The sequence below is a fragment of the Marasmitruncus massiliensis genome, assembly GCF_900186535.1.
Classification (GTDB): Bacteria; Bacillota; Clostridia; order Oscillospirales; family Ruminococcaceae; genus Anaerotruncus; species Anaerotruncus massiliensis_A.
This window is the reverse complement of the sequence record NZ_FYDE01000004.1, coordinates 170,704-194,906: the sequence shown is the minus strand read 5'-3', so window position 1 is coordinate 194,906 and position 24,203 is coordinate 170,704. Positions and strand designations below refer to the sequence as shown.

The 24,203-nt window shown below is 43.8% G+C and carries 28 protein-coding genes; 6 read left to right on the top strand and 22 right to left on the bottom strand.

What is annotated here, in order from left to right; all coding sequences use genetic code 11:
* Positions 1-253 precede the first annotated feature (253 nt).
* Complete coding sequence (locus tag C1A10_RS04865; RefSeq protein WP_101909182.1) at positions 254-1,135, top strand: MurR/RpiR family transcriptional regulator; 882 nt, start codon at positions 254-256, stop codon at positions 1,133-1,135.
* 1,065 nt (positions 1,136-2,200) lie between these two features.
* On the opposite strand, the gene C1A10_RS04860 is transcribed toward C1A10_RS04865, so the two are convergent.
* The 6 genes from C1A10_RS04860 to C1A10_RS04840 form a co-directional block, all read right to left on the bottom strand.
* Entirely contained in the window at positions 2,201-3,781 is a 1,581-nt protein-coding gene (locus tag C1A10_RS04860; RefSeq protein ID WP_101909181.1) for an ABC transporter permease, read from the bottom strand.
* A gap of 1 nt (position 3,782) precedes the next feature.
* Positions 3,783-4,517 carry an ABC transporter ATP-binding protein gene (locus C1A10_RS04855; RefSeq protein WP_101909180.1) on the bottom strand — a complete coding sequence of 245 codons (735 nt, stop codon included), beginning with the start codon at positions 4,515-4,517 and terminating at the stop codon, positions 3,783-3,785.
* Positions 4,518-4,532: 15 nt separating this feature from the next.
* On the bottom strand, positions 4,533-5,159 hold the full coding sequence (locus C1A10_RS04850) for a TetR/AcrR family transcriptional regulator (protein WP_101909179.1): 627 nt from the start codon (positions 5,157-5,159) through the stop codon (positions 4,533-4,535).
* A 152-nt stretch (positions 5,160-5,311) separates the two neighbouring features.
* On the bottom strand, positions 5,312-5,449 hold the full coding sequence (locus C1A10_RS18410; RefSeq protein WP_180950994.1) for a hypothetical protein: 138 nt from the start codon (positions 5,447-5,449) through the stop codon (positions 5,312-5,314).
* 325 nt (positions 5,450-5,774) lie between these two features.
* Positions 5,775-6,905: a DUF4317 domain-containing protein gene (locus C1A10_RS04845; protein ID WP_101909178.1), complete on the bottom strand. Its 1,131-nt coding sequence runs from the start codon at positions 6,903-6,905 to the stop codon at positions 5,775-5,777.
* Positions 6,906-7,064: 159 nt separating this feature from the next.
* The gene (locus C1A10_RS04840; RefSeq protein ID WP_101909177.1) at positions 7,065-7,967 is read right to left on the bottom strand and encodes a LysR family transcriptional regulator; all 903 of its coding nucleotides are present in this window, start codon (positions 7,965-7,967) and stop codon (positions 7,065-7,067) included.
* 129 nt (positions 7,968-8,096) lie between these two features.
* Between C1A10_RS04840 and C1A10_RS04835 the strand changes: the two genes are divergently transcribed.
* Positions 8,097-8,441 carry a cupin domain-containing protein gene (locus C1A10_RS04835; protein WP_101909176.1) on the top strand — a complete coding sequence of 115 codons (345 nt, stop codon included), beginning with the start codon at positions 8,097-8,099 and terminating at the stop codon, positions 8,439-8,441.
* A gap of 236 nt (positions 8,442-8,677) precedes the next feature.
* Here the strand turns inward: C1A10_RS04835 and C1A10_RS04830 are convergent, their stop codons facing one another.
* Genes C1A10_RS04830 through C1A10_RS04820 form a run of 3 tightly spaced genes read right to left on the bottom strand, consistent with a single transcriptional unit; the run spans position 8,678 to position 9,887 of the window.
* Entirely contained in the window at positions 8,678-9,232 is a 555-nt protein-coding gene (locus tag C1A10_RS04830) for a DUF1697 domain-containing protein (RefSeq protein ID WP_101909175.1), read from the bottom strand.
* Positions 9,233-9,260: 28 nt separating this feature from the next.
* Positions 9,261-9,584: a hypothetical protein gene (locus tag C1A10_RS04825; RefSeq protein ID WP_101909174.1), complete on the bottom strand. Its 324-nt coding sequence runs from the start codon at positions 9,582-9,584 to the stop codon at positions 9,261-9,263.
* Positions 9,585-9,887, bottom strand: a complete 303-nt coding sequence (locus C1A10_RS04820; RefSeq protein ID WP_101909173.1) for a DUF2089 family protein — start codon at positions 9,885-9,887, stop codon at positions 9,585-9,587. It lies immediately after the preceding gene.
* 244 nt (positions 9,888-10,131) lie between these two features.
* On the opposite strand from C1A10_RS04820, the gene C1A10_RS04815 reads away from it, so the two are divergent.
* Positions 10,132-11,220 (top strand): hypothetical protein, encoded by a 1,089-nt coding sequence (locus C1A10_RS04815; protein WP_101909172.1) that lies wholly within the window; start codon positions 10,132-10,134, stop codon positions 11,218-11,220.
* 40 nt (positions 11,221-11,260) lie between these two features.
* Here C1A10_RS04815 and C1A10_RS04810 read toward each other — a convergent pair whose 3' ends face one another.
* The 4 genes from C1A10_RS04810 to C1A10_RS04795 form a co-directional block, all read right to left on the bottom strand.
* On the bottom strand, positions 11,261-11,920 hold the full coding sequence (locus tag C1A10_RS04810; RefSeq protein WP_101909171.1) for a phosphatase PAP2 family protein: 660 nt from the start codon (positions 11,918-11,920) through the stop codon (positions 11,261-11,263).
* A 299-nt stretch (positions 11,921-12,219) separates the two neighbouring features.
* Positions 12,220-12,582 (bottom strand): VOC family protein, encoded by a 363-nt coding sequence (locus tag C1A10_RS04805; protein ID WP_101909170.1) that lies wholly within the window; start codon positions 12,580-12,582, stop codon positions 12,220-12,222.
* Positions 12,583-12,955: 373 nt separating this feature from the next.
* Positions 12,956-13,768, bottom strand: a complete 813-nt coding sequence (locus tag C1A10_RS04800) for an alpha/beta fold hydrolase (protein ID WP_101909169.1) — start codon at positions 13,766-13,768, stop codon at positions 12,956-12,958.
* Positions 13,769-14,042: 274 nt separating this feature from the next.
* Positions 14,043-14,333, bottom strand: coding sequence for a DUF1905 domain-containing protein (locus C1A10_RS04795; RefSeq protein ID WP_101909168.1), 291 nt, complete (start codon positions 14,331-14,333; stop codon positions 14,043-14,045).
* 968 nt (positions 14,334-15,301) lie between these two features.
* On the opposite strand from C1A10_RS04795, the gene C1A10_RS04790 reads away from it, so the two are divergent.
* Positions 15,302-16,600: an LTA synthase family protein gene (locus C1A10_RS04790; protein ID WP_242968834.1), complete on the top strand. Its 1,299-nt coding sequence runs from the start codon at positions 15,302-15,304 to the stop codon at positions 16,598-16,600.
* A gap of 870 nt (positions 16,601-17,470) precedes the next feature.
* A complete protein-coding gene (locus C1A10_RS04780; protein WP_101909167.1) occupies positions 17,471-17,923 on the top strand; it encodes a small, acid-soluble spore protein tlp in 453 nt (150 codons plus the stop codon).
* A gap of 184 nt (positions 17,924-18,107) precedes the next feature.
* Here the strand turns inward: C1A10_RS04780 and C1A10_RS04775 are convergent, their stop codons facing one another.
* From C1A10_RS04775 to C1A10_RS04750, 6 genes are all read right to left on the bottom strand, one after another.
* Positions 18,108-18,458 (bottom strand): MmcQ/YjbR family DNA-binding protein, encoded by a 351-nt coding sequence (locus tag C1A10_RS04775; protein WP_101909166.1) that lies wholly within the window; start codon positions 18,456-18,458, stop codon positions 18,108-18,110.
* A 117-nt stretch (positions 18,459-18,575) separates the two neighbouring features.
* Entirely contained in the window at positions 18,576-18,926 is a 351-nt protein-coding gene (locus C1A10_RS04770) for a DsrE family protein (RefSeq protein WP_101909165.1), read from the bottom strand.
* A 135-nt stretch (positions 18,927-19,061) separates the two neighbouring features.
* On the bottom strand, positions 19,062-19,910 hold the full coding sequence (locus C1A10_RS04765; protein ID WP_101909164.1) for an HAD family hydrolase: 849 nt from the start codon (positions 19,908-19,910) through the stop codon (positions 19,062-19,064).
* A gap of 13 nt (positions 19,911-19,923) precedes the next feature.
* Complete coding sequence (locus C1A10_RS04760; protein WP_101909163.1) at positions 19,924-20,157, bottom strand: DUF2188 domain-containing protein; 234 nt, start codon at positions 20,155-20,157, stop codon at positions 19,924-19,926.
* Between the two features lie 103 nt (positions 20,158-20,260).
* On the bottom strand, positions 20,261-20,536 hold the full coding sequence (locus C1A10_RS04755; protein WP_101909162.1) for a hypothetical protein: 276 nt from the start codon (positions 20,534-20,536) through the stop codon (positions 20,261-20,263).
* A gap of 120 nt (positions 20,537-20,656) precedes the next feature.
* Positions 20,657-21,073: a pyridoxamine 5'-phosphate oxidase family protein gene (locus C1A10_RS04750; protein WP_101909161.1), complete on the bottom strand. Its 417-nt coding sequence runs from the start codon at positions 21,071-21,073 to the stop codon at positions 20,657-20,659.
* A gap of 461 nt (positions 21,074-21,534) precedes the next feature.
* Between C1A10_RS04750 and C1A10_RS04745 the strand changes: the two genes are divergently transcribed.
* Positions 21,535-21,729: a hypothetical protein gene (locus C1A10_RS04745; RefSeq protein WP_101909019.1), complete on the top strand. Its 195-nt coding sequence runs from the start codon at positions 21,535-21,537 to the stop codon at positions 21,727-21,729.
* Between the two features lie 114 nt (positions 21,730-21,843).
* On the opposite strand, the gene C1A10_RS18740 is transcribed toward C1A10_RS04745, so the two are convergent.
* The 3 genes from C1A10_RS18740 to C1A10_RS04735 form a co-directional block, all read right to left on the bottom strand.
* On the bottom strand, positions 21,844-21,963 hold the full coding sequence (locus tag C1A10_RS18740) for a very short patch repair endonuclease (RefSeq protein ID WP_242968827.1): 120 nt from the start codon (positions 21,961-21,963) through the stop codon (positions 21,844-21,846).
* A gap of 77 nt (positions 21,964-22,040) precedes the next feature.
* Entirely contained in the window at positions 22,041-23,357 is a 1,317-nt protein-coding gene (locus C1A10_RS04740) for a sensor histidine kinase (protein WP_101909018.1), read from the bottom strand.
* Positions 23,358-23,362: 5 nt separating this feature from the next.
* The gene (locus tag C1A10_RS04735; protein ID WP_101909017.1) at positions 23,363-24,070 is read right to left on the bottom strand and encodes a LytR/AlgR family response regulator transcription factor; all 708 of its coding nucleotides are present in this window, start codon (positions 24,068-24,070) and stop codon (positions 23,363-23,365) included.
* Between the last annotated feature and the right edge of the window lie 133 nt (positions 24,071-24,203).

The window sequence follows — 24,203 nt, the reverse complement described above, 5'->3', positions numbered from 1 at the left end:
GAAAGACCTCCCTAAATCTTGACCATGATGTTATTTGATTGGGTGAATGACGAGATCATTATACCCCGCTGTATAGGCACTGTAAATATACACAGAAACATCGTGAAAACAATTGCAAAACTATCTATTTCTTTTGAAAACCTGTTCACGAAATTGAAAAAATCCCCAATCTTAAGGAAAGCTTGCTTATTGAATAGTAAAAAATTATAATAATGTAAATGATTTGTAATTCTGTACAGAGAAGGGGTGCACTATGTCGAGCGACGATAGAAGTCCTGCCTTATGGGATAAGAACGACAGCTATCTTTCCAGAATACGAACCCAATCCGCTATCTTTACACGAGCGCAGAAACGCATTGCGAACTATTTCAGTGATCATCCCGAGGAAATTATCAGCAGTACGATTACAACTCTAGCTGAAAAAATCGGTACCACGCCCCCTTCAATTACTCGGTTCTGTCAGGCGATCCACTATAAAGGTTTCAGTGATCTGAAATTTTGTATAGAACGCAACCTTTCCACTCCATTTACCAAGAGCCCTGATGTAGAGCCATCCGACGACGTATCGGAAATCAAAAAAAAATTGCTCCAAACTGATGTAAAGGCAATCACGGATTCGTTACGACTATTGGATGATCAATGCGTCAAAAGGGCGGCGCAGGCGATCTGCCAGGCAAACATGGTACACATTTACGCTGACGGCGGCCCGGGCGCAACTGCAAACTTTGCATATCAACTTTTTTTACAGATCGGAATCCCCTGCAATTTTTTTACCGACATACGTCTGGCCCTGCTGGCTGTGACCCAGCTCAAACCGCGCGACATTGCCGTAGGTATCACTTTCAGCGGAAATGCGGGAACCGTTATTGATGCGATACATGCAGCCAAGATGCGCAAGGCGTACACTATCGGTATTACCGCCAACCGAAATTCAATCCTCGCCAAAAGTGTTGCGATACCGCTGTGCTACAGCTTGAGTATTGAAGATGACCTCCGTTACCTGCACGTCGCGCGCATGTGCGAAACCGCGATCATTGGGTTGCTTCAATCAGCAGTCATTAACCAGATGCCCCAAAGGCTTCGGGACAATATTGCTTTTTCTAAAAATGCGATTCAGAAAAGCCGGGTCCGGTAACATTGCCAGAAAACAGAAAAGAAAAAATAGTACAGTTATGCCAGTCTGTTTTCTACGAAAAGAAAACGAGCGTTTCACTTTTAAAATAGGTAATATCAGAATAACTGAGAACAGTAGTGTGAATTTTTTACTTCAAATGCTTAGAAACCGCCATCGGTGAAGTGACTCGAATTCATGATACCGCCAAGCTGTACAGTATAGAGTGTTAGACTACCAATGCGTATGCAAGGAAACTTGAACGAAACCCAATTAAGGAAGGAAGCTATAATCTGAAACACTCATAGATGTTGCACGCCAGCGACACCAGAAACAGATTTCGCTTTTGGTAGCAAGGATACCTTTGCATTAGCTGTTGGAAGCGTCATTAAGTTGATAGCCATCCACTGCCACTATATATTTGCGAATGGAGCACGGTAGCCAACCGTGATTTATTCCATCTCATGTCTAAGTTACAATGAGAGGAGTAATTGGTCTAACGAGTCATCCCCTGTACTTTATACATCCGTTTCGACGAATTTCGGTAGGTTCTGTATAAACGCATTAATCACGGCGGAGATAATTTAGATGGCTGCCACAAAGCGAATCCCGCAGACGTGTCTCGGAGATTTCCATTTCGTCGAGTATATCAATAGCACTCATGCCTAGTTCTTCCGCATTTGCCAAACCGGAAGTGAAGGCCATAATGGCACACGGTAAACTTATTGGCCAATATGCCCGCGACTTTTTCAAAATCGTTGAGCGATTCGGCTAATCATCTGTCCGGCTGCTGAGGCGTCCACAAGGGTCCGGCGGATTAGAAAGTGGAGTTCGTAGCCCAACTTACGGGCCGCTTCCTTACATGAGCTGGCTAAAACTAAACACGGCAGCCCCCCTCATGCCGCCATGTTCCGTAAGATAGGTGTAGTTAATATACCCTCCATATATATAGAAAACGGCGGCTCACACATGAGCCGCCCGTTTTCAGTTATTTAGCTTTTAAACATAGTAACCGCCCGCTACGCATTAAAATTACATATGGCTCAGTTTAATCAATGATAATGATCATTAGTGATCCTGTTTTTGATATCACAGTGCCGCGTCTCTTCGGCGGAATAGGGCAATTCCCGTTCCCGTCAGTATGATTGTTGCAACACACAGCACCAACGGCGCGGCTGTCGGCCGGATGGCTTTCAGCGGCGTTATCCAGGAGAAAGGCGAAAGGGCGTAAAGCACTTCGGGAATCTGCTGTTGCTCCCAGAAAATTTCCATCAAGACGAACAGGGTGAGCAGACCGTAGCTGATCCCGGTCATCCACTTTGGCAGCGCGCCGAAGAGCAGCAACGCAACGCCACCAATGGCCCAGATTGCCGGGACCATCCCCGCCATTTCCAAGAAGAGTCGAACAAGCGCGCTCTTGTCCTCCGTGCCTATTACCGCGCCCAGGCCCACACAGAGGCCGGACATCAGCATAATGGCCGCCGATCCGCCGAAGATATAGACCATATGGCTCAAGACCAGCTTCTCCCGTCGCACAGGCATGGATAATAGTGTCTCGCCTTTGGCCGCTTCCTCCCGGCGCAGAATGCCCGCCGACATCATCACATAGACGGAGATCAGTATTCCAAAAATATACAGCATCAGCGATAAAAACGCCCGATCCACGCCGCCCAGCCGCTCGATCAGTCCAGTCAACGCCTCCGCCGAGCTAACCGCACTCACCATCAGATAGCTGGCACAACCCAGCGCGAAGGAAAAGATTGCGTAGAAGCAAGACCAGGCGAGAAACAGCCCCCTTTGGGTGCGCCAGGCAAGGGCGGAAAGATCCCGCAGACCCGGCTTCGCAAAAGCCCGTCCCGTCCGCTGCGGTACAAGACCCGCGCCCACATCCCGCCGCGCCATCAGCCACAGGGACAGCGCCACCAACGTCGCACCCAACGCCAGCGGAATCAGCAGCAGACGGAACTGCTCACCGGCAAATGGGTGGATAAGCAGCGGCCACTCTAATGGGTTAAGGAAAGCAAGGAGATTTTGCCCGCCGCTCACATTCCATAAAATGTGCAGGCCGAACAACAGCCCCAACAGCCCAAAGGACATCCCACGCGCCGCCGTGGCGCTCACAAAGAACTGCGCGACCACCCCCGCCAGAATCCCCAACACGCAGGAGGCACCGAAGAAGCCCAGGCAATGAGCCAATGTGCCTACAAATCCAAGGCCAAGCGCAATCATTGCAAATACCGCCAATACCGCTGCAAAGGCGTTGATTAAAACCATATTCACAAGTGCCGCTGCCAGGGTCGCAAGGCTGCCGATGACGTTGGCACTCAACAGTTCCCTCTTGCCCTGTTCCTCTGCCTGTCGGGTATGGCGAATCATATAGACGATGCTGAAAATTCCGCCGAGCAGCACCAAAAACACCTTAGTACGCCAGGTGACAAATCCGGCGATCGAAATATCCAGCAGCGGGCCGTGCATCGCCTCGGTAAGCGGATCGATGAGGCTGACACCCATCTCCTCCAGCGCCTCCTGCGTGGGGAACAGCACCAGCGAAGACACCGTGTTGATAGCCACCCATACCCCGGGCAGCAGCAGCCAGACAAGTGTGAAGATGCGGTTTTGCCGCAGGTACAGTCTCATGAGGGAAAGTGTGCCATGGAAATATCTCTTCATGTCAGGCCCCCCTTTCGGCATCCCTTTTGTAGTAGTTCAAGAACAGCGCCTCCAATGTGGGCGGTTCCTGTTGATGGATGAGTGCTTTCAGTTCCTCCATGCTGCCCTCTTCGATCATTTTCCCCGCACGGATGACGCCGATTTGGTCGCAGACGGCTTCCACCTCCGAAAGAATGTGGCTGGAGAGAAACACGGTCTTTCCTGCGTCCTTCGCCTCCTTGACGCACCGCTGGAACACACCCTCCATCAGCGGATCGAGGCCGGTTGTAGGTTCGTCGAGGACAAGCAGCTCCACATCGGACACAAAAGCCGAGATCAGCGCCACTTTCTGGCGGTTGCCTTTAGAGTAGGTTTTACATTTTTTGGCGGGGTCGAGATCGAAGCGCTCGATGAACTGCGCCCGGCGCTCCTTGGAATAGCTCCCCCGCAGCCGACCAAGAAAATCGATGACCTCGCCGCCGGTCATGTTATCCCAGAGCTGTACGTCGCTGGGTACATAGGCCAAGCGCTTGTGCAGTTCCACCGCATCCCGCCAGGGGTCGCTGCCAAGCAGCTTCACCTGCCCGTCGTTCTTTTTCAGCAAACCAAGCAAAATACGGATAGTAGTGGATTTTCCCGCGCCGTTGGGACCGATAAAACCGTAAATACTGCCCTGCGGCACAGAAAGATCAACGCCGTTCAGGGCGAACGTTTTGCCGAACCGCTTGGTTAAACCATGAATTTTAATAGCAGACATATCTTTTCCCTTCTTTCACTGTTTGTAAAAGCATTTGCGCAGTACATCCAGATACTTATCAAAGTCGGCGTTAAGGGCTTCCACGTCGATGTCTTCCACTTTTTGATCCCCAATCAGTTCCAACGAACGGTTACCGTAGTTCTCCAGCGCCCAGATAATCAGGTCCCGGATTTTGTCGGCCGGCACATCCTGTCGGAACAAAGAAATGTCCAAGTTGCCCAGCAGGCACTCGTAGCCATAGCCCATCATCTTCTCAAGCTGCCCTTTCAGCTCGGCGGCGATCTCGGGTGACTTTTCCACGGTCAGCCGTTTAATAAACTCGAAGATAGGGGGGTAGCGCTGATAAACCGCCCCCTTGAGCATGGCCGCCCGGCGGTAACGGGTAAGCAGGTCGCCACCGCAGTGACCGATTTGCTCGTAGAATTCCCGGCTGACCACTCCGAACACATAGTCACAGAGGAACAGGAACAATTCTTTTTTACTGGCAAAGTAGTGGAACAGCGCCCCTTTTGAGATGCCCGCCGCCTTTACCATCTCATTGGTGGAGGCCAGATCGTAGCCCTTTGTGGCAAACTCCATCAGGGCCGCATTGATGATAATGTCCCGCTTTTCTTCCTTTAGACCGATGAAGTTTTCGTGCATTGCTACCACGCCCTTTTATAAATTGACCACACTGGTCGGTATCTGCAGTATAGCATAACCGGCCAGTGTGGTCAATGGCAAAATATTGCAAGCATTAAACAAAGTTCATTTGGACGCCACAATGTGCAACTCAAACTTTTTGCAGAGTTTGCTCATAATTTATACTTATTAAATGCCTTTTCAATGTCTAAATGAACTTCTCTAAAAAATAATACTATCCAGATAGTAAATGCAATTATAGTGATATATAAAGATGCCATGATAGCACAAATTATTGAACCAATATTCATATTATGAACCTCCTATTGTATCAATAATGCATAATCGCTTATAACTTACTTAACTCTCACTCAATCGTATTTGACAATGCTTGGTCAACAGAAACAATTTTTTTGTATCTCAATCACCTTATGATTCTATCAATGTCCAAAACAAAATGCTGTTTCATAGTTATACCGGAAAATTTTTTGTCTAAAGTGATGATTTTCCCCGACCAGTTTAGCTCTCTGCGAGAATTTCTAACCATTCATAGCATTTACCCGTGCGACTCCTATTCTTTTGCGCCCTCAAGACTGACCATTATATAAATACATCTGCAAGCCTCTCAAGAGACGTTTACCGCGAAATATTAATATTTACACCGTTTACCTCTACGCCCTCGTCTGCACGGATTAAAATGTATTTCTTGCCATTAATCATTCGTGTTTCAACCAAGTCACTACGTCCCGGATTCACACGGATTGTCACATCGGGGGTGCGAACTTCAAATTGCTTGGTATCAATAATATTTCGTGGATTAATCTCTGTATTGGTGCCAAACTCGGCTTCATATTTTTCTTCAAATGCAGCCATACGGGATTCAGGAACACCGCAGGACTCTAAAACATCTTTTACTGTATTCTTGGAAATCATCAGCGGCTCTTTCACCTTATTTGTTTTATGTTCTGCAATCATTTCAGATAACTGCTCATGAACCGCCTGCACAACTTGAAAACTGCAATCATCAGCGATGGTATCTCCTAAAACAGATTGAAATGTTTCTTTCTGTGCAGCAGCCGGCATAGGAATTTCAGTTTTGAAAATAGTATTAACAAATTCCTCGTGGCTCTCCGCAATATTGCGGGAATAGTAGACAGCGTTATAAATATTAGAACTTCGGTCATCAAAAGCCGGAAACATAAACCCAAGTTCAGGTGACGATACAATCCAATCTGCCGTTATATTGCGGAATATATTTTCGGAAGCGTAGTAGCTAAGCGCGGGCTTTGTTGATTTTACGGGACAAATGCCGCACAGAAAGTACGAAAATACTTCTGACGAATCTTCCTGCTTCTCTCCATCTTCGGTATAGCAAGGGATATCATATTTGTCATAAGCCAGAAGAATAAGATAGTTCTCTTTCATGTTGAGTGCCTGAATGACGCGTCCATAGAATTCCTGTACAGCAATTTCATCATCCAGAGATGAATTTCTGAGCGCCATTAGTAACTTATGTTCCTCGCCTTCAAGAACTTGCTGAGTTGTAAATTCGATATCGATAAGGTTCTTTCCAATAGTTCCGGACAGTGTTTTCTTTAGAATCGCCAAAAGTTCTTCGGATTCTTCATGAGACATCAAACCGAGCAACTGATTGAACTTGGAAATAATTTCCCCCTTATCGTTAACGTAGCAGCCTCGAATTCGAGCGATATTGCTTTTATCGGGACGGAAGCGGCGGCGAATTTCTGCGATTTCTTTTTCGTTCATAATATCCTCATCAATTCTATATGTAGTTGCGTTCAGATTTCATATTCATTATTATATTATGAAATAACGCTATTGTCATCATAACAAAAATTTAAAGACAGCAAGCATTTGATGAGATAACTGAGCAAACACTCTGCCAGCACTTTGCCTTTGCTTTTATCAGATGTTTTTGCTCAAACCACCTTCCTTGGATACGATATTTTGGACTGTGTCAATAAAATCTTTTAGGTTCGGTGAAAGCCACTTGTTTTTGTGATAAATCAGCTGTGAAAAGACTTGATAGTTGGTTGTATAGTTGAGTTTTACCAATTCATTGTTCTGCAGCTCTTTTTTAACTGCAAGCAAAGGAAGAACGCAGACCCCTAAGCCACTCCGCGCCGCTTGATTAATCACCTGTAAACTGCTTGTTTCCAGCACAATTTTAGGCGTTACAGACGCTTTTGACAGATCACGTTCAAACATTTTTCGATAGCAGCACCCTTTTCCAGTCAGAATCAAGGAAACCCCTGAGAAATCATGTACATCAACTTTAAATTTTTGTGCAAGCGGATGTTCGGGTACTGAAAATACACAAATCGATTCTTCGATTTGTAAAGCGGTGTGAATGGCTGGATTGCTGATCGGGGCATCCAGCGTAAACGCGATGTCGATTGTGTTATCTGTAAGCAATGGAACAAAATCAGAGGTATCGATCATGTTCAGATACAATTCCACATTGGGATGCTCCGCCCGATATGCCTTAATGATAGCGGGCAGCCTGTAGATACAAACGGATTCTGAAGCTCCAATCGTAATGCGGCCCCCCGCTTTGCTGGCAAAGTTGCTTTTTAGTTCTTTTGAAAGGGATAGAATTTGACGGGCATAAAATGCCAGATCATTGCCTTCCGCAGTCAGTGTGATGCTTTTGCCAATACGTTCAAACAGACGTACGCCCAACTCTTCTTCTAATTGCTGGATTTGCGTCGAAACATTTGATTGCGCATAGTGAAGATATTCCGCCGTTTTTGTAAAATTTTTGATTTCGCTCAGAGTCAAAAAGGTTTGCAGGTGTTTCAGTTCCATAGGTGATTCCTTCTTTCCAGGAAAATCTCTTAACGAGATTGATTCTATATAAATCATCTATTTTTAAGATTCATAATTGTATGCTATCATAGAGACACGAAAAAGTCAAAATGATATGGAGGCATTGGAATGAGAGCTGTTAACCTGCTGGAAGAGGTCAATGAGATTGAAAGCCTGTATGTTTACAAAAAAGTGGGACTTCTAAATTCTCATGTTTTGAGCGTTGTGCAGGTGGAAAACCGTACTTTGGATTTTCACATCCACGAGGATTCTGATGAGCTGTTCTATGTGATAGAGGGCAGTTTTCATCTGGAAACGGAAAAAAAGAAAATAAAAGTGAATGCTGGCGAGTTTATAATTGTTCCCAAAGAAGTAAAGCACCGTCCCGCCGTGAAAGAACTTACAAAGTTTTTAATGATTGAATTAGCCGGTACTCTGAACAAGGAAAATAGCGGCGACTTATATGAAGAATGAGGACAGCACTTTACCCGGCAACAACAAGAAAGTCAGAGGACAAATAAATTTTGCTCACTGACCTTATAGCTCTTGTTCGGAGCAGCCCGCTAGATATCCGCCGCTTAATTCATTCGATAGGCATTATACCGCTGTTATGCAGAATAAGTTTCTAGTAGATAAGTATACAAAAGCCCTCACATTTCAAAAGAAGTGTGGGGGCTTTTACAAAATATTAGAGCAGCCTAATATTGAACTTACAGAGCAATCATCATATCATACAGTTTATTGACTGTTTTCCAGTTACGTACGGTAGCCGAATCAAATGTTTTTGAAGTGCGGGCCGCCAGCTTTGACTTACGTATACTTTGGTAACAAAGAAGATACATCTCTCTTTTTCCCGCCCGCAACGTGTCTGTCCCAACATACTCTTTGCAGATTGCATCGATCTGTGTCTGTTGCGGAGGATTATTTAAAAAATAGACGTAGAGATGCTCAACCTGCGGATCAGCGGCTTCCGCCGCCGCTATTTCTGCTGTCGTGATTGGAAACTGTTCAATTAGGAGCTGCATTTCATCTATATTCCGTATCAGTGTGTCACTTTCAAAACCAAAGCGGTTAATAAAACCGGTCCTAATGATATCATGTAAAACAGGTTCACCGAGAGTTGTCTCAAATACAGCATTACCGCTTTGAATATAGGTTTTCACTTTGCTCAGCCCCAGCTCAAGAAGCAATTGCTTTAAATCATTCATTTTTACGACGTTTTTCCCGCCGACGTTGATCCCCCTGAACAATAGGGTATATTTCATGAGTTTTCACCTCTTTATTTATGGAAGATCAATCCAAATCTTGAACATTCATTTTATCAAGCTCTTTCCGAAGCTTGATTTTTTCACGGCAAGCAAAGTAGATTGCTACAAGAATGAGTGTAGGGATATTCGACACCAATAATGTAAACAGAACCCGTATGAAAATATCCCACCCAGTCATCCCATTATAAGCGATAAGGCTTAAAACCATAAGCAGAGAATAGGCAAAGCTGATGGCCGGCAATATCAGTCCAAACCATTTACTATTTTTCTTTGAGAGAAAAATCTGTAACCAGATACCTCCTGCCATGATCAATAGTACAAAAATGAGTGCAAAAGTAGTTCTCCGCATCTATTGTTTCTCCTTTTTGGCTTTTCTGTATTCAGCAATCAGGATTTTCGCAGTATCAAAATCTATCTTTTCATTTACGGCGAGTCGCTTTATTACCGATATATATGGTTCATTATTTGCATCCTCGCTGATCTGTATTTTCTGTATTAACCGATCAAGCCTAAGCCTCACGGTTGGATATGTTACACCGTACTGATTTGCAATCTCCTTCAGTGAACCGGATGCCAAAAGGAATTTCTTGATAAATGACAAATCTTCATCATCAAGATTTACCATCCACTCCGGAACAATTTCTATCGCCACAGCAAGCCCTCCTTTAATAATATTCAGTATAAAGTATAATATTATTAAAGTCAATATTCAATTTCAAATTAAATAAAACATGTCAGTTCGAGCGGATAAAGATATAATACCCGGATTTCCGAGCGGACAGGCTGAAAAATAAAGAAAATCCGGCCTGTTGTTGGGAATCACAAAGGAAAAGTGGCGCCGATTTCAAAGTTGTGGTATCCTGTAATCATCAAAGATACAAGTTGAGGTAACGGGAATGAAAGATTTTCAGCGATATGCCGGTATTTTAAAGGCGATATTGATACTCTTATTTATGAATGTTTTTTTAGGCGGGAATTTTGTGTCCATGATTCTCACCTATATATTTATTGGCCTGCTGCTTATCATCCGATCTCTGGTGGTTCCGACGGATTGGAGGATCAAAAGATATCTGATCATCGTCTACGCCGCTGTTACGACGATGCAGATAATCTTTACGGTGCTGGTGGTATTCCGCGAAGATCAATCACTGTTACAGACCATCTTCAGCAGATTATTTGGCGCAATTGCGTTATTATTCCCCTTCCTTGTAGAGCGGTTTGTAACGATCAACAAGTATGCCAAATTTTATCTGCCGTCGGTAGAGGAGCTTTCAAATGTCAGTTTTGCACAGATCAAATCCAGCACGGATAAGGTCATTCAAGCGGTAGAGGCGGTTAAAAAGACCAGAAAGGCTTTTTCTGCCGAAAACTTAAATGAGATTAAAAGCGATTTGCACCGGCACAGCTCCTTCACTTATATCAACAAAGGGGTACTGACCGATGCGTACTTTAGGGAAGCCGAGGCCAGCATGGACGACCCATATCTTTATATTGTAATTTCTAATACAGGAAGCCCAGCCAGCGAAATCATATCCACCTTTACACAGAAACAGTATAACCACGCGTCTCTGTCTTTTGACCAAGACCTGAAAACCATTATCAGCTATAATGGAGGAGAACGGGTTTACCCACCCGGGTTAAACTCAGAAATGCTGGAGTATTTCAATAAGAAGGAGGATGCATCTATTATCGTTTACAGGTTAGCCTGCACCATGAAACAAAAACAGACCGTTCTGGAAAAAGTAAAAGAAATTAACCGGGAAGGCAGCGCGTATAACATGATGGGGCTGGTTCTCAAGTATTCCCACAAACCGAATATTATGTTCTGCTCGCAGTTTGTGTACAAAATGCTGAAAATTGCAGGCCTCGCTTATTTTGAACGCCGTGATGGTGAGGTGAAGCCCACAGACCTGGTGGAACTGGATTACTATCGCAAGCTGCAGTTTGCTTACGAAATGCGGCTGAATCATCCTGCGAAAGAGTAAGGAAATACAAACCTCTATGGCAAGGTCCATTGGTCTTTCTTTACAGAATAAAGCGGAAGGGCGTTTTTAAAAGAAATGCCCTCCATTCAGTATGGTACGCGAGCCATCCAAACAAGGCTGTCACAAGCATGCCGAAAAATACATCTATCACGGAATGCTGTTTCACGAATACCGTCGACGCACAAATTAGAAGCATCAGCACAATCGTTCCCCTCCTGGCCCAAGGACGACTTTTCAATTTTTCGGATTTGAAAGCCACCAAAGCAATGGAGGTTGAAATGGAAACATGTAAGGATGGACACACGTTAGTCGGCGTGTCCAGAGCCCATATAAGGTTCATCATTTTGCAGAACAGATTGCCCCGTGTAATATCAATCCGCAGATTCAGTTCCGTCGGCCAAAGGATATAACACAGGAAACAAAGCGTTGCTCCGTTCATCAGGACGAAACACAGGTTCTGATAGTCCTCTTTGCTGTAAAAAAGGAAAAAGAGCAAAGCAAAGGGGAATGCCAAAAACCAGATAAAATAAAATGGGGCAAACCATTCGCAGAACGGTATGAGGTCATCCAAACTGCAATGAACCAGATATTTTGGTTTCAGCACCGATTCCAACGCAAAAAACATCATTATGTAAAAGACCAAATACAGCAAGGCATAGCTGTAAGAGTGATCTTTTACCCAATGCCATAGACGCTTCATTGTTTTTTCTTTCGCTTCCTTATTGATTGTTTATTCGACAATATGTTGTATCATCATTGTAATCCTTTCTTTTTATTTCATCAATAGACATTTTTATTTGCAGATATCCTATAAAACTGCTAACGCTGGAAGCATTCAATGAAATACGCTTATCCTTTTTTAACGGGGGAAAATCACCATAAAATCTGTCGAAAAGGCAAACGCCCTGCGGTTTTTACCGCAGGGCGTTCTAATCATATGATAGATTGGCTATGGCCCATTCGGACCGTTTTGATTTTTTAGACACTAAAAGGATAAAATTAACTGTTTTCGACAAACTGAATCTTTAACCCATTCGGATCGAGCACAAAAAAGAACCTTACATGCGGATTTGGCTGGAAGGGGCCGCTGTGAATATGCAGCCCTTTTTCTTTGATGAATGCGATTTTTTCATCCATCGAATGGACTTCAAAGCCTAAGGAGATGTCTTGCCCAATATTTACCGGCTGACTTATAGTATGCTGAATAAGCTCTAATTTTGTTTCTCCGTCTCCTAAGAAAGCAATCTCCGATTCGGGGCCAGCCGAAAATCTGTTCATCAAGGGTAAGCCAACAATTTCCTGATAGAATTTCAGAGATTGGTTCAAGTCGTTTACCGTTACTGTAGTCCAGCAAAATTTCATAGCCGATACACCTCATCTTATTTTTTTATATACAAAGCAGGCCTTGTCATAGGCTCGCTGTTTTTATGCCCTTTTTCATTTCTTAATATTGCAGAGGCACCGTCGCACAGTCTTACTGTATTTTGAGATACTTTGATTGATTTAACGCATCGGTCAAATGATTAAAAATATCGTCGACATTTTTCAGATTTTTATCAATCGAAAATCATCTTCTTTTCTTGATCATATGCATCGAAAGCCATAAAAATAGCCTCCCGGTAGTGATGGATTGATTAAAATAAGTTTAACACAATGCCGATATAATGCAAGGAAAATTTGCAAAATTCAGGAAAAAGCAGGCATATGCAGTCTCGGATCACTACGGAAGGAGACCTTAATTGCGTATGAATGCTACTAATTCTTTATTAAATTTATCCAGCTGGTCATAGAAAAGAAAATGGCCGCACTGATTAAACGCGATAAGCTTGGAGTTTGATATGCCTTTTTGTTGTGCAACGGCCAGAGGGTACAGGCATACCTGATCATTGATTCCATGCAAAATGAGTGTAGGGACATGAATTTTTGCCAAATCATCAAACAGCACTTCGTTTATCCATGTGTTAGCAACCGCCGCGGTTGACCAATTCGCCGCCTGCAATCCTAATTTGAATATCCAGTTTGAAAGCGGGATACTGACTCGATGATAAAAAATCGTATTCCCGAAAGTTTGTAACATTTTTGGACGGTCGGTATATGTACCCTGTATGATGTCCAAGACGGCCTGTTTCTGTATGCCGTAAGGAAAATTGGGGCGTTGAATAAGGCTTGGAGCCGCGGCAGCGAAAAGCCCGAGCTTAGATACTTCATACCCGTTGTGTCTCGCCATATATCGGACGCAAATTGCGCCTCCTGTCGAATGCCCGCAAAGTATAAAATTCTTTAATTGCAGTACGTCCACAACAACGCGCACATCGTCAGCCAGCCGGTCATACCCATAACCGTCCCAGGGTTTATCCGAGAGCCCGAATCCCCGGCAATCCATTGCAACGCATCGATAGCCTAGCTTTGGCAGTTGGCTCAGCTGATATTCAAACAGGTTGTGATTTCCAGGCCACCCGTGAATCAAGAAAACTGTCTTGTCACCGGTTGGGTTCAAATCCTCAACGTATACCCTGACATTTGGCTCCACTGTAATATAGTAGCCCATATAATCACCTTCAATGTAAATATTAACAGAATATTCGCATTGTGGTGTTTATGTTACTTTGAGCAGATATTTTTTGTTTTCCCGTCGCTATTTTGAAGCGTTCAGAAATTAATCTGAAAAACAATCTCATCGCATCCAGCCTAAAGGTTCAAAAGCGGTTGGACGTCCTCCGATTTTCCCGCAATATATGCATCAATTGTTTTCAGCGGTTCATCACAGAGGTGGTTTTAATTCTGGTTCCTGAACTTACGTCCGCATTTTGGACATCACTACATTACTTCTCGCGTTCCTTTACCGTAACATATACGGTATCACCGGGATGTTTGGCTATTTTTGCGCGGATATCCTTACGCAAACCTATGATATGGCACACCGACCCGTCAGCATTCTTTACGCCCATATTGACAAGGCTTCCATCATACGGTTCTTTGTCAAACGTTGCGTGGACTTTTACGCGGCCTTTACCAAATTCAGCTCTAACATCATACGGAAATTTGACATATGCACCGTCTATGTCGGGGACTTTCTGAATGATAGCTCCAAATTTATAAATTTTGGGATTCATCTATAGCCTCCTGATGCTTAACATAAAAATCTGGATCTATTATACCATCCCCATCACAAAATTACCCAAAAGAGCAGCCTCCTATCCCCATGATCTTTCATATTCATGCTATATCTAATAAATAAATGGGAGCTATTGAAGACCTATCAGCAAAGTCTACTACTTTACATGATGTGGCTACACATTTATCAATTCTATTGGCAATCTTTTTAAACATTCAGAAAACAATTCCAAAATTGTAAAAAAAGACAAAATTTTTATATTTTCTTATTGCAAAAATCACAATAAGCGTTACAATATAGGAATGTAAAAAGCATGTAAAACCGGAGGATACTGTTTTGTCACACATAGCAATAGCGCCGTTTGGCTTTCGTAAATTTGTGCAGAACCTGCGTAACGGGTCAAATAAAATAATAGTCCGTATAATCTCATCCTTGTTGATTCCCCTGTCGGCCCTGATTACCACCGAATGGATACACCGGGATACTTTACTTACCGAAAAATTTTTCATCGAATTTATGGGACATCTATCGGGATATTTTTTAGCATGGCTTTTTTTCTTTTTTCTATATTGTGCTGTGTCCCTCTTAACCGGCTGGCACAGCCTGGCCACCGCTGTAGTGGGGCTTACGGGCCACCTTCCAGCGGCTATCACCTATTTTAAGCTGCAGCTGAGAGGTGAACCCTTCCTGCCTTGGGATATTCCTCAATTTATGGAAGCATCCAATGTGGTGGGCAAGGCTAATCTGGAGCTTCGACCCTCTATGGCATGGACGCTGGCTCTCTTTATAGCCTTGACTGTGGCTGCTTCTTTTTTGGACGAGAGGAAAAGAAGACACGAAATCCGGTCTCGGCTTAAGCGAATAGGAACTGGGGTTGTCTTTGCAGCTCTGCTTTTGTTACAGGTTTTCGGCATATATCTTCAACCAGCCGTCACTTCTTTTTTGGGTATCGTTCCGGATATGTGGATGCAAAACCGATTTTATGCCGACTATGGGGTTGTCAGCGGGTTTCTGGCCAATCTGCAGGCCTTACATATCTCCAAACCAGATGGCTACAGTCAGGAAAACCTGTCGGCACTCAAGGAACTTATCGAAAAAAACCGTCCAACCGCTCCCCTGTATCAGGACAGCTATGCGGCTACGACGGCTTCCACAGTAAAGCAGCCAAATATTATTTATATTATGTGCGAGGCGTTCTGGGATGTAACTGAGCTGGACGGGATTGTTTTTGACCGGGAGATTACGCCCACCTTAGATGATTTGAAGGAAAGGGCGGCGATGGGGCGTTCATACTCCCCAAGTTTTGGAGGCGGAACCTGCGACGTAGAGTTCGAGGCGCTTACCGGCTATTCGATGGAGCACTTGCCTGCCGGAAGCAAGCCCTATCAGCAGCATGTCACCCATACGATGTTTTCACTTCCCAACTATCTGAAAAGCCAGGGTTACAGCACGATGGCCATCCATGGTTACTACCGCAAATACTGGAGCCGGGACAAAGCTTATCCTTACCTCGGCATCGACCGTTTTATTTCGGCTGAAAATTTTATCAATCCCGAGCGTAAACGCAGTTTTTACTGGAAAGGCGGCCTGATATCCGATGCGGAGGTAGGCAACAGAATTATAAAAGAATTTGAGCAGCGGGATAAAAGCAAACCACTGTTTCTCCATGCGGTTACCATGCAAAACCATTCCAGCTATAACGAAAAGAATTATCCTGCCGAAGAGCTTGTCAACATTCTTGAAGCCCCCGAGGGCCTTTCCTCGGAAACCATTTCCCAACTGCGGGATTTCGCCACGGGCATTCATCAGGCCGATGCCATGCTGGGCAGTCTGGTAGAGTATTTTTCTCATGTGGAGGAACCCACTATACTGGTGTTTTGGGGAGATCACTACAACACTATAGGCAGAGGATACGAACTCTATGAAAAAACAGGCTATATTGCAAAGGGCGACGTCAAAAGCCCCTTGCTTCGCGGCACACCGTTGGTCATCTGGAGTAATTACAGTAACCAGGCGGTGGATTTAGGAACGATTGGGGCTTACAACATCAGTCCTGTCATGATGGATCTGTACGGGTTGGAAAAGCCCCTGTATTTTGATTTTTTGCTTGATGGCATGTCCCTTTACAGGGCCCGTACCAGAGGCGTCACCGTTGAGCCGGACGGCAGCTTTTCCGAAACCATGACACAAGCGCAGCAGCAATGGTTCGACCGTCATTGGCTGCTCCAGTATGATCTGATGTTTGGAGAAGACTATTTCGAATGAGCAAGGCGCAAGCCACGGCAGCGTTGGGCAATCGAACGATTGCCCAATTTCCTTTTGTATCAATCGGCCCTTATCTACCTGACGTATCCTTAACATTTGCATATCTATGATTGAACTCATAAACTTCATCATATTTGAATTTTAAGAATACTTGGTTCCTAACATTTACAAATCCAAGCAGAAAGCGATAGCGTCCTCCTTGTTCTAGCTGCACGACCGTGTGAATCCTATTTTGACCGTCATCAACAACACCATTCCAACAGGCTTCATAACATAGTATCTATTGGTTGATTATGCCCAACTTTCCACCTTCATTTGCTATGGCCTGTTCATTGCGGAAAGAATAGGCCGCAGCAAATTTTCGAGGAATTACAAGAGATATGGTTCGCAGCTATCCAGGTTTTTTAAACAATTTGTTTCCAAATGAAACAAGCTGCAAATTAAGAAGCTCATTGGTTCCTATGTAGAGCGCTTATAAATTTTACTGATGAATTAAAGTATCTGTTACCAGGGTTAAGAAAACTTATGACACCATTTTTTTATCTGACAAATAACAGATTGGGGATATATACCTACAGGAAATAAGATAATAGGAATTAATAAACCCTCACATTCCAAAAGAAGTGTGAGGGTTTATTGGTGCCACAGAAAGGGACTTCCCGGTATTCTCATAGTCCAATCTCCTGCCTTGGTCTGATATTACTGATATTATTTACAGGCTGTTTCCATTCATTTTTATCAGGTATATTGGCTTCGCTTATTATGTCGACAATTCTATTGATTTGTAAAAATCTCCCGATACAAACATCGATAATCCGCATGCATTGGTCACATACTAACGAAAATAAGATGATATAGGAGGTATCTCTTTTGGATAGGGATCTATTGATTGAGCAAATAAAGAGCGAATATGCGCGGTTAGCGCAGCTTGAAAGCCGCGAACATATTACAGATCAATCTTACAGTGCCATGTCGCCTGAGATTTATTATGAACGAACTTTGGAAAAGGTCATCCGCGATATTTCTGCTGGAAAATACGACGATTGTGCTTCCGGCCTTCAGGTAGTAGAGCGAAATGCCAACCACAAAACGAAATCTCAGCGGATTCAGGACACCATTGAATCTACACTTCACAATATGGAAATCACCGAGGAAATCATTTCATTGAAGCCGAGTGATAAAAAAATACAGGATTTGCAAGCGGCAAACGAACGTCGGGCTGAGGCAATCCCTCAGATGATTCGCGAAATGAAAAAAGAGCAGGCTCAAGAGGAACTGGACGCTGACAGTCCTAATGTCATAGGAGGCGGTGGGAATGAATAACGCCCCCAATACAATCGAAAAAATATACGGACATCAACATGGGATCATGTGCATTTGCATTGAAAAGAAGATATGAGACATTGCGCGGACGTTGGAAGAATCAGAACACAAATCCAAAAATTATTTTTTGAGGAGGTGCCAGTTAGGCTCTCCTCTTATTTTTTTAGACTATGGCTAATATCACTCATTTTCTATGCTTTGGCATTGTCAGACGATAGCTGTGCTCAATCATAGAGTACAGTTCGTCGTCTGGCACATCGCTATCCAGACGAATAGTATTCCAGTGTTCCTTGTTCATGTGGTAAGCTGGCATCACGCCACTATATATCTGCCGCAGAAAATCCGCACGGAACGGCTCACATTTAAGGTTGACACACAGACCCCCACGTTCGTAGATAAGAGCAAAGCTCTTTTTGTTCAACCGGTGGCGCATGACTGTCCATGCCACGTTTGAATCTGGGACATCATCAAATGGATAGTCCTCGTAAGTGTCAGAATATGTCAGGCAATATTCAATAAGTTCACGGCGATTCATGGGTTCATTCCAACTTTCATATTCTTCCAAATGCAGTTAATTATATAAATTTTATGCAGTTGATGCGTCATAATATATTAATACGTTATAAACATTAATTAAAGTTCATCACAACATTTATGGCTTTATATACGCATATCCTTCTCTTTGTTTATCGATTAGCTCCCTGACTCCTACTGGAACAACTTTGACAAATGGGAGAATCTGTTCTTTGGAAATATTCATTCCCTGTAATGCATTGTTGCATGCCACGAATGTAACACTTTTTCGCGATAGAACTTCCAGCGCATTTTTATCAATCATGCCGCTGTTATACTTATAACCTTTGACAGCTTCTGAATTAGCCAATACTTCTATGGATACACCAGAAAATGCATCATCATATGAAAGTAATAGATTTTTGACATTATTGAGAAGCAGATTCCACTTTTGAAATTCATCTATATGAAAGATTACGTAAGAATTCATACGATCCCACCCTTTTTAGTATATTTAAATTTCTGGCTAGTTAAACCAACCCAGAACGCTTGCAGAGGAAGGCAATAAACATAATGCGCAGTTCGAGAAGAAGCGTCACAATGCTAATATCACGAACAAAACAAATTACTTTATAGTTTTTAACTGCACGCAATTTTTCCGTATTAAGGAGTCTACCATAGCCATCTTACAGATTATATCACGTACAGTATTATCAAGTTCGCTGTTTTCCGAATAATCCGCTAACTCCAAAAAGTCAACTCTTCCGTATTTTAATAGTTCTTCAACTTTTGTTTTTTTCCCCCTTTGATATACAGCAATGGAATATCCACCGTTCGCTTTTACAAGTTTCATACACGGTACGTCTGTAAGCCCATCACCAATATAAATCATATTACGGAATGGTATTGGTCGGTCATCTTCTGGGGTGAATTTATTCAAATTCTCATCATTTGATAAATCAAGTACTCCTTTATTTATACGAAATAGAAATTGGGTTTTTGTTGTGTAGTTAACAACATTCTTCGGCCAACATGCGATGTGGTTTTCATCGTATAAAAATTCGCAGGCAAACACTTCTCGAAAATATTTGTAGATATTTGAACCTTCAATAATTTCTCGAAGCCCAGAAGAAATAATATAGTGTTCGATTTTTACGCCTAATTCACTTCCAATTCGATTTATCCGACTAAACCATTTTTCAACGCCAGGATAAAATTGAAGATCTTTTCCAAGCTTTACGAATTCCTCGCGACAGATGCTTTTTTTGGCTGAGCGCGCTCGCTCAAGCATTACACGCATGTAAGCAAGAATACCATCCATCTTATTTTCTTTAGCAAGATTATTAGATTCTTCCCAAAATTCTCCCGGAGTCATACCTACATTAGGAATAAAAGTATACTCCTGCATATCTGTAGTGCATAAGGTTTTATCAAAATCGTACATTAAGGCCAATACGGGCTTCTTAGAACGCATTTTGTATCACCCCTTATTTCTTATCTTTGGGTGGACAAGGATCATTGCCATGACTATCTGAACGCTGAATTTTTCCATTCGCACCGTGAATAACAAACTCACTTCCAGCTCGCTGGCTAATAACTCTACCAACTTTTATCGCTTCAGCCTTAGTTTCTGTATGAATGCTTGCGCGTTGTGCACCTCCTCGCTTAACATCCCATCCGCCTTTGTCGCTTGGTACAACATGATGTGTTACTTTGGCCACAAGAATTTACCTCCCTTTTAAATTTATTAGTTTACATGTAATACTTACACCAAGCTAGAATTAAATAAACATAACTAGAAGTTGATTCTGCTACGGGGTATGCTTATTTTGTCTCGTAATATTTGAGTTTGTTGTAAGCTTTTACTGCAACTGAAATAACCATATATATGATAATTCCGTTTAGCAATAATCCTAACGGATTAAGACTCATTGACATAAGCGGATTTACTCCAAGCTTCGAATCATATACCGAAATAAATTGTATAGGCCAACCAATGTTATATTGAAAGTGATTAACAACCTTAAAAGGTAAAATATATGATAAAATAATCTCTATCCAAAATGCTGAGTTTAATATTTTCCAACTAATCTTTCCCATTAATCCACAACTCCTTTATATACATACAAACTGCATACCTCTGAATCCAGTTGCTCGGTGTAAACATTAAGCGAAGCTCCTCCCTTTGGCTGAGTTACCAAGTTTGCTCATTTGACGATGTTAAACCGTGAAATCTTCAGACTTAAAATTACTATAATACCGTCCTTTAATTGTGGTGAATTTTAACACACAATAATCCGGATCAGTTACCCCTTCATGATAATACATGGTATCCCCTGTTTGCCAAATGCGTTCTTTTAATTCGGCATCTTCCAACACTTCAACAGTTTCGGAAAGACTAATTCCTCGAAAAAAGCGTTTATCAACAAAGTATATACTTGCTTTCGGATTTTCACGAAAAAACTTCACTTTATTAGATGAGGTGTTTGTAGAAAACCAAAAAGTCTTTATCCCCTCACGCTCGCGTGGTGCAAGCATTGCCTTGCTGACAGGAAATCCCTCAGAATCTATATAGCTGAGAATAGTAAGCTTCATCTTGTCAATCATATTGCCAATTGTTTTTTCCACATCTCGCATTATTTGATCATTTCTCCTTTTCGTATTATATAAATTATTAGCTTCTGGCGCTTAGGTATATCATAAACATAGCACTAAACCGCCTGCGGCGGTGGTATTGACAGTGGAGGTTAATTTGTTATACCCAAAAGTCTAATTTTTCTCTTTCCCATACGCTGAAAGCCCTGATTTGCAAGGCTTTTCTAGATACTATGCTTTTTAAAAATTAAGCAAGAGAAATTATACTTTTCCCATAGACGGCGGTTTCGCGCTATGGAATTATCCAAAGTTATGCGCGCCTTTGCTATTTATGAAATGCTCAGATCTTTTTCTGGATCTGGGCATTTTTTGCGCCCAACTTCGGATAATTCGCTACTCATAATGCGCAACTCAGACTGAGCCCATACTGGTATGTCATATCAATAATGTGACATTAGTTATGCGCTTCTCAGGCCGTACTCAAGGCCCTGGGCGAAACGAACGTGACAGACGCTGATATCAAGAAATTGAAAAAAGCTCTGTCCCCAAGCGAAAAAAACGCGCTTCTTTCGGAAGCGAAGTATGGAACCGCCTGGACCTACAAAATTAACAAGGGGGCAAACGCAAAAACCGAGGTGTTCCTGAAGGATACCTTTCTGCCCGGCTGCGGGACAATTTCGCGCGCTCCTAAGCGATGATTTTTCTCTGTATATCGACGAGGCCGATTCACAAATGGATGTTACCGAGAATCTTGTCTTTCCAAAATTGAGTGTAATAGGACAACTTCTCATCGAGTGATACTAAACCGCGAATCACCCAATTGTGCCCATGCCAAAATCACCATCACAGAATACAATAATCTTTGCTCTTGTGAATACGATGCCCGCTTTTCCAAGCAGCTTTTTAACATTTACGCGAACCCTCGACTCCACAGGGCGCGCACCTTTTTTACTTCCGGCGTCAGACAACTTCCGCAATATCCAAGAAAAAACGGTGGTTGGGTAGGTTCTCATGCCGGAGACGCAGGAAGGTCTCTGGGAGCAATTGTAGCTATGGCAGTAAAAGCAGCCTTGCTGTAGAATACTTCAAAATTGTCACCGGGGCAGCTGAGGGTTCTTCGGATGCTGAGCAGTCCCAACCCGCCCTCATGCTTGCGGGACAGAAGCTCTCCGCCGATTTTGCGAACCTGACCGTCAAAGGAATTCTCCACCAGCAGTTCCAGATGATTGCTTTCCCATCTGCAGCGAATGTGGACGAAGCGCGGGCCGGAAAATCGTCTGCAGGCATCCAGAGCGTTTTCCAGAAGGTTGCCGATGACGATGCACAGGGTCAGATCATCAATGGGAATGGTTTCCGGCAGATCTAGATGCGTCTCCAGTTCCACCTGATTTTCCCGGCATCTTCCCGCATACTCCTGCAAAAGGCCATTGACCGCCTGACTCTGGCAAAATGTCTGCGCCGCGGTGTTGTCCAGTTCCTTTTGCAGGTCTCGGAGGTACCGGGCCTGCACGTCTCGGTCCATATTCAGCAGGGCGTGGATATGATGGCGAAAGTCGTGCCGGATAATCCGGACCTGTTCGATGTAATCAAGAATCTGGTGGTAGTGTTCCCGCTGCTGATAGAGAAGCCGTTTTGCAACCTGCAGTTCCTCGGTCATTTTCCTGCGTTCCATAAGCTCCTGAATGCTGTTTAAAATCAGAACATAAAGCCCAACGATCATATTGCAAAGGATGAAAAAGAACGCGACGACGCCAAATCCCCCCACTGACAGCGAGCGGCTGGAAAAAATAGTGTTTGTTCCCACAAAGAGAAGGAGAAGGGAGACCATGGGATAGGCAAGCAGAAGAGTAGAGGCCCCGACGGAAAGTTCCGTGAACAACCGCTTCACAACAGGCTTCATCCACAGACGAACTCCCAGATAAAATCCCAGAGCCGACAGGGTGGATACGATCACACAGATCTGGGAGTAGGTCAGCCCCGTTCTGCCCAGCAAGGCCCAGACAATAAACTCGTTCAAAGAGGTGGAGAGCACCGCAAACAGCCAGGCCGAAGCATAGAGAAAGGCTTTTTCCAATAAACTGCCCTGGAAAAAGAACAGAAGAATGAGAAAATAGAGAAAGGAAAACAATCCCTGAAAAACCACGAAAACATTGTCGGGAATGCGAAACAGGAACTGCAGGAAGGTCATAATAACCCACAGATAGGCAGAGATGCTTGCAATATTTTCCCGGCTTTTGACCTTCGGCTCCAGACACACAAAAACCGGCATCATCCGCACGGAAAGGGTAATCAGATTGAGAAAGATTCGGCAGGCTTCATCATTCATGGAGTTCACCTGAGCCTGCGGCGGTAATAGGCCACCTTGCTCTGCTTATAATAATTTCGGGAAATAGGAACCACCATGCTTTGCCGGAGGAGGAAACTGTCTGCCCCCATCTGTTCCACACTATCCAGATTCACGAGATAGCTCTGATGGCATCGGAGAAACTGGGAATATCCCGACAGAACACGCTCAAGATCCCCGAGTTTGTGTGTGATTGGAAATCTTTCCCCGCTGCACAGTGTGACATAGACCTGATGCAGGCGGTTTTCAAAATAGGCCACCTTTTTCAGCCGCAGCTCTAGCGGAACGCGATTGTGGATGACCCGGATTGAAGCCGTGCGGCTTTCAAAGCGTTCCCTCAACACCCGGTTCATGGTATCCTCAAAGGGCGGCACCTGAATGGGTTTGAGGACAAAGCCCGCCGCGCAGACGCTGTATCCCTCCACCGCTGACTCCAGCGAGGAGGTCACGAAAATTATGACAGGTTCGTCTTCCTTCTGTCGAAGGGCCCGGGCAGCCTCTAAGCCGGACAACTGAGGCATCATCACGTCAAAAAAATAGAGGTCATAAAACTTCTCCGCCGCCAAAAACTGGACTCCGCTCTCGTAGGTGTCAATCTCCGCCGGTATATTCCGGTGGCTGAAAAATGCAGAGGCATACTCGGCCAGGAGGCTGCATTCCGCAGCATTATCGTCACACACAGCGATCTGGAACATCCATATCCCTCCCAAGAAGAATTCCGGCCAAAGCAAGCCGGCCCGAATGCCTTTTTTGATGCGGAGACGGCAGAATGGCACAACGGGGCTTACGGCAGACTGCCCACAACAGCTGGTTTTTCTTTATTCTATT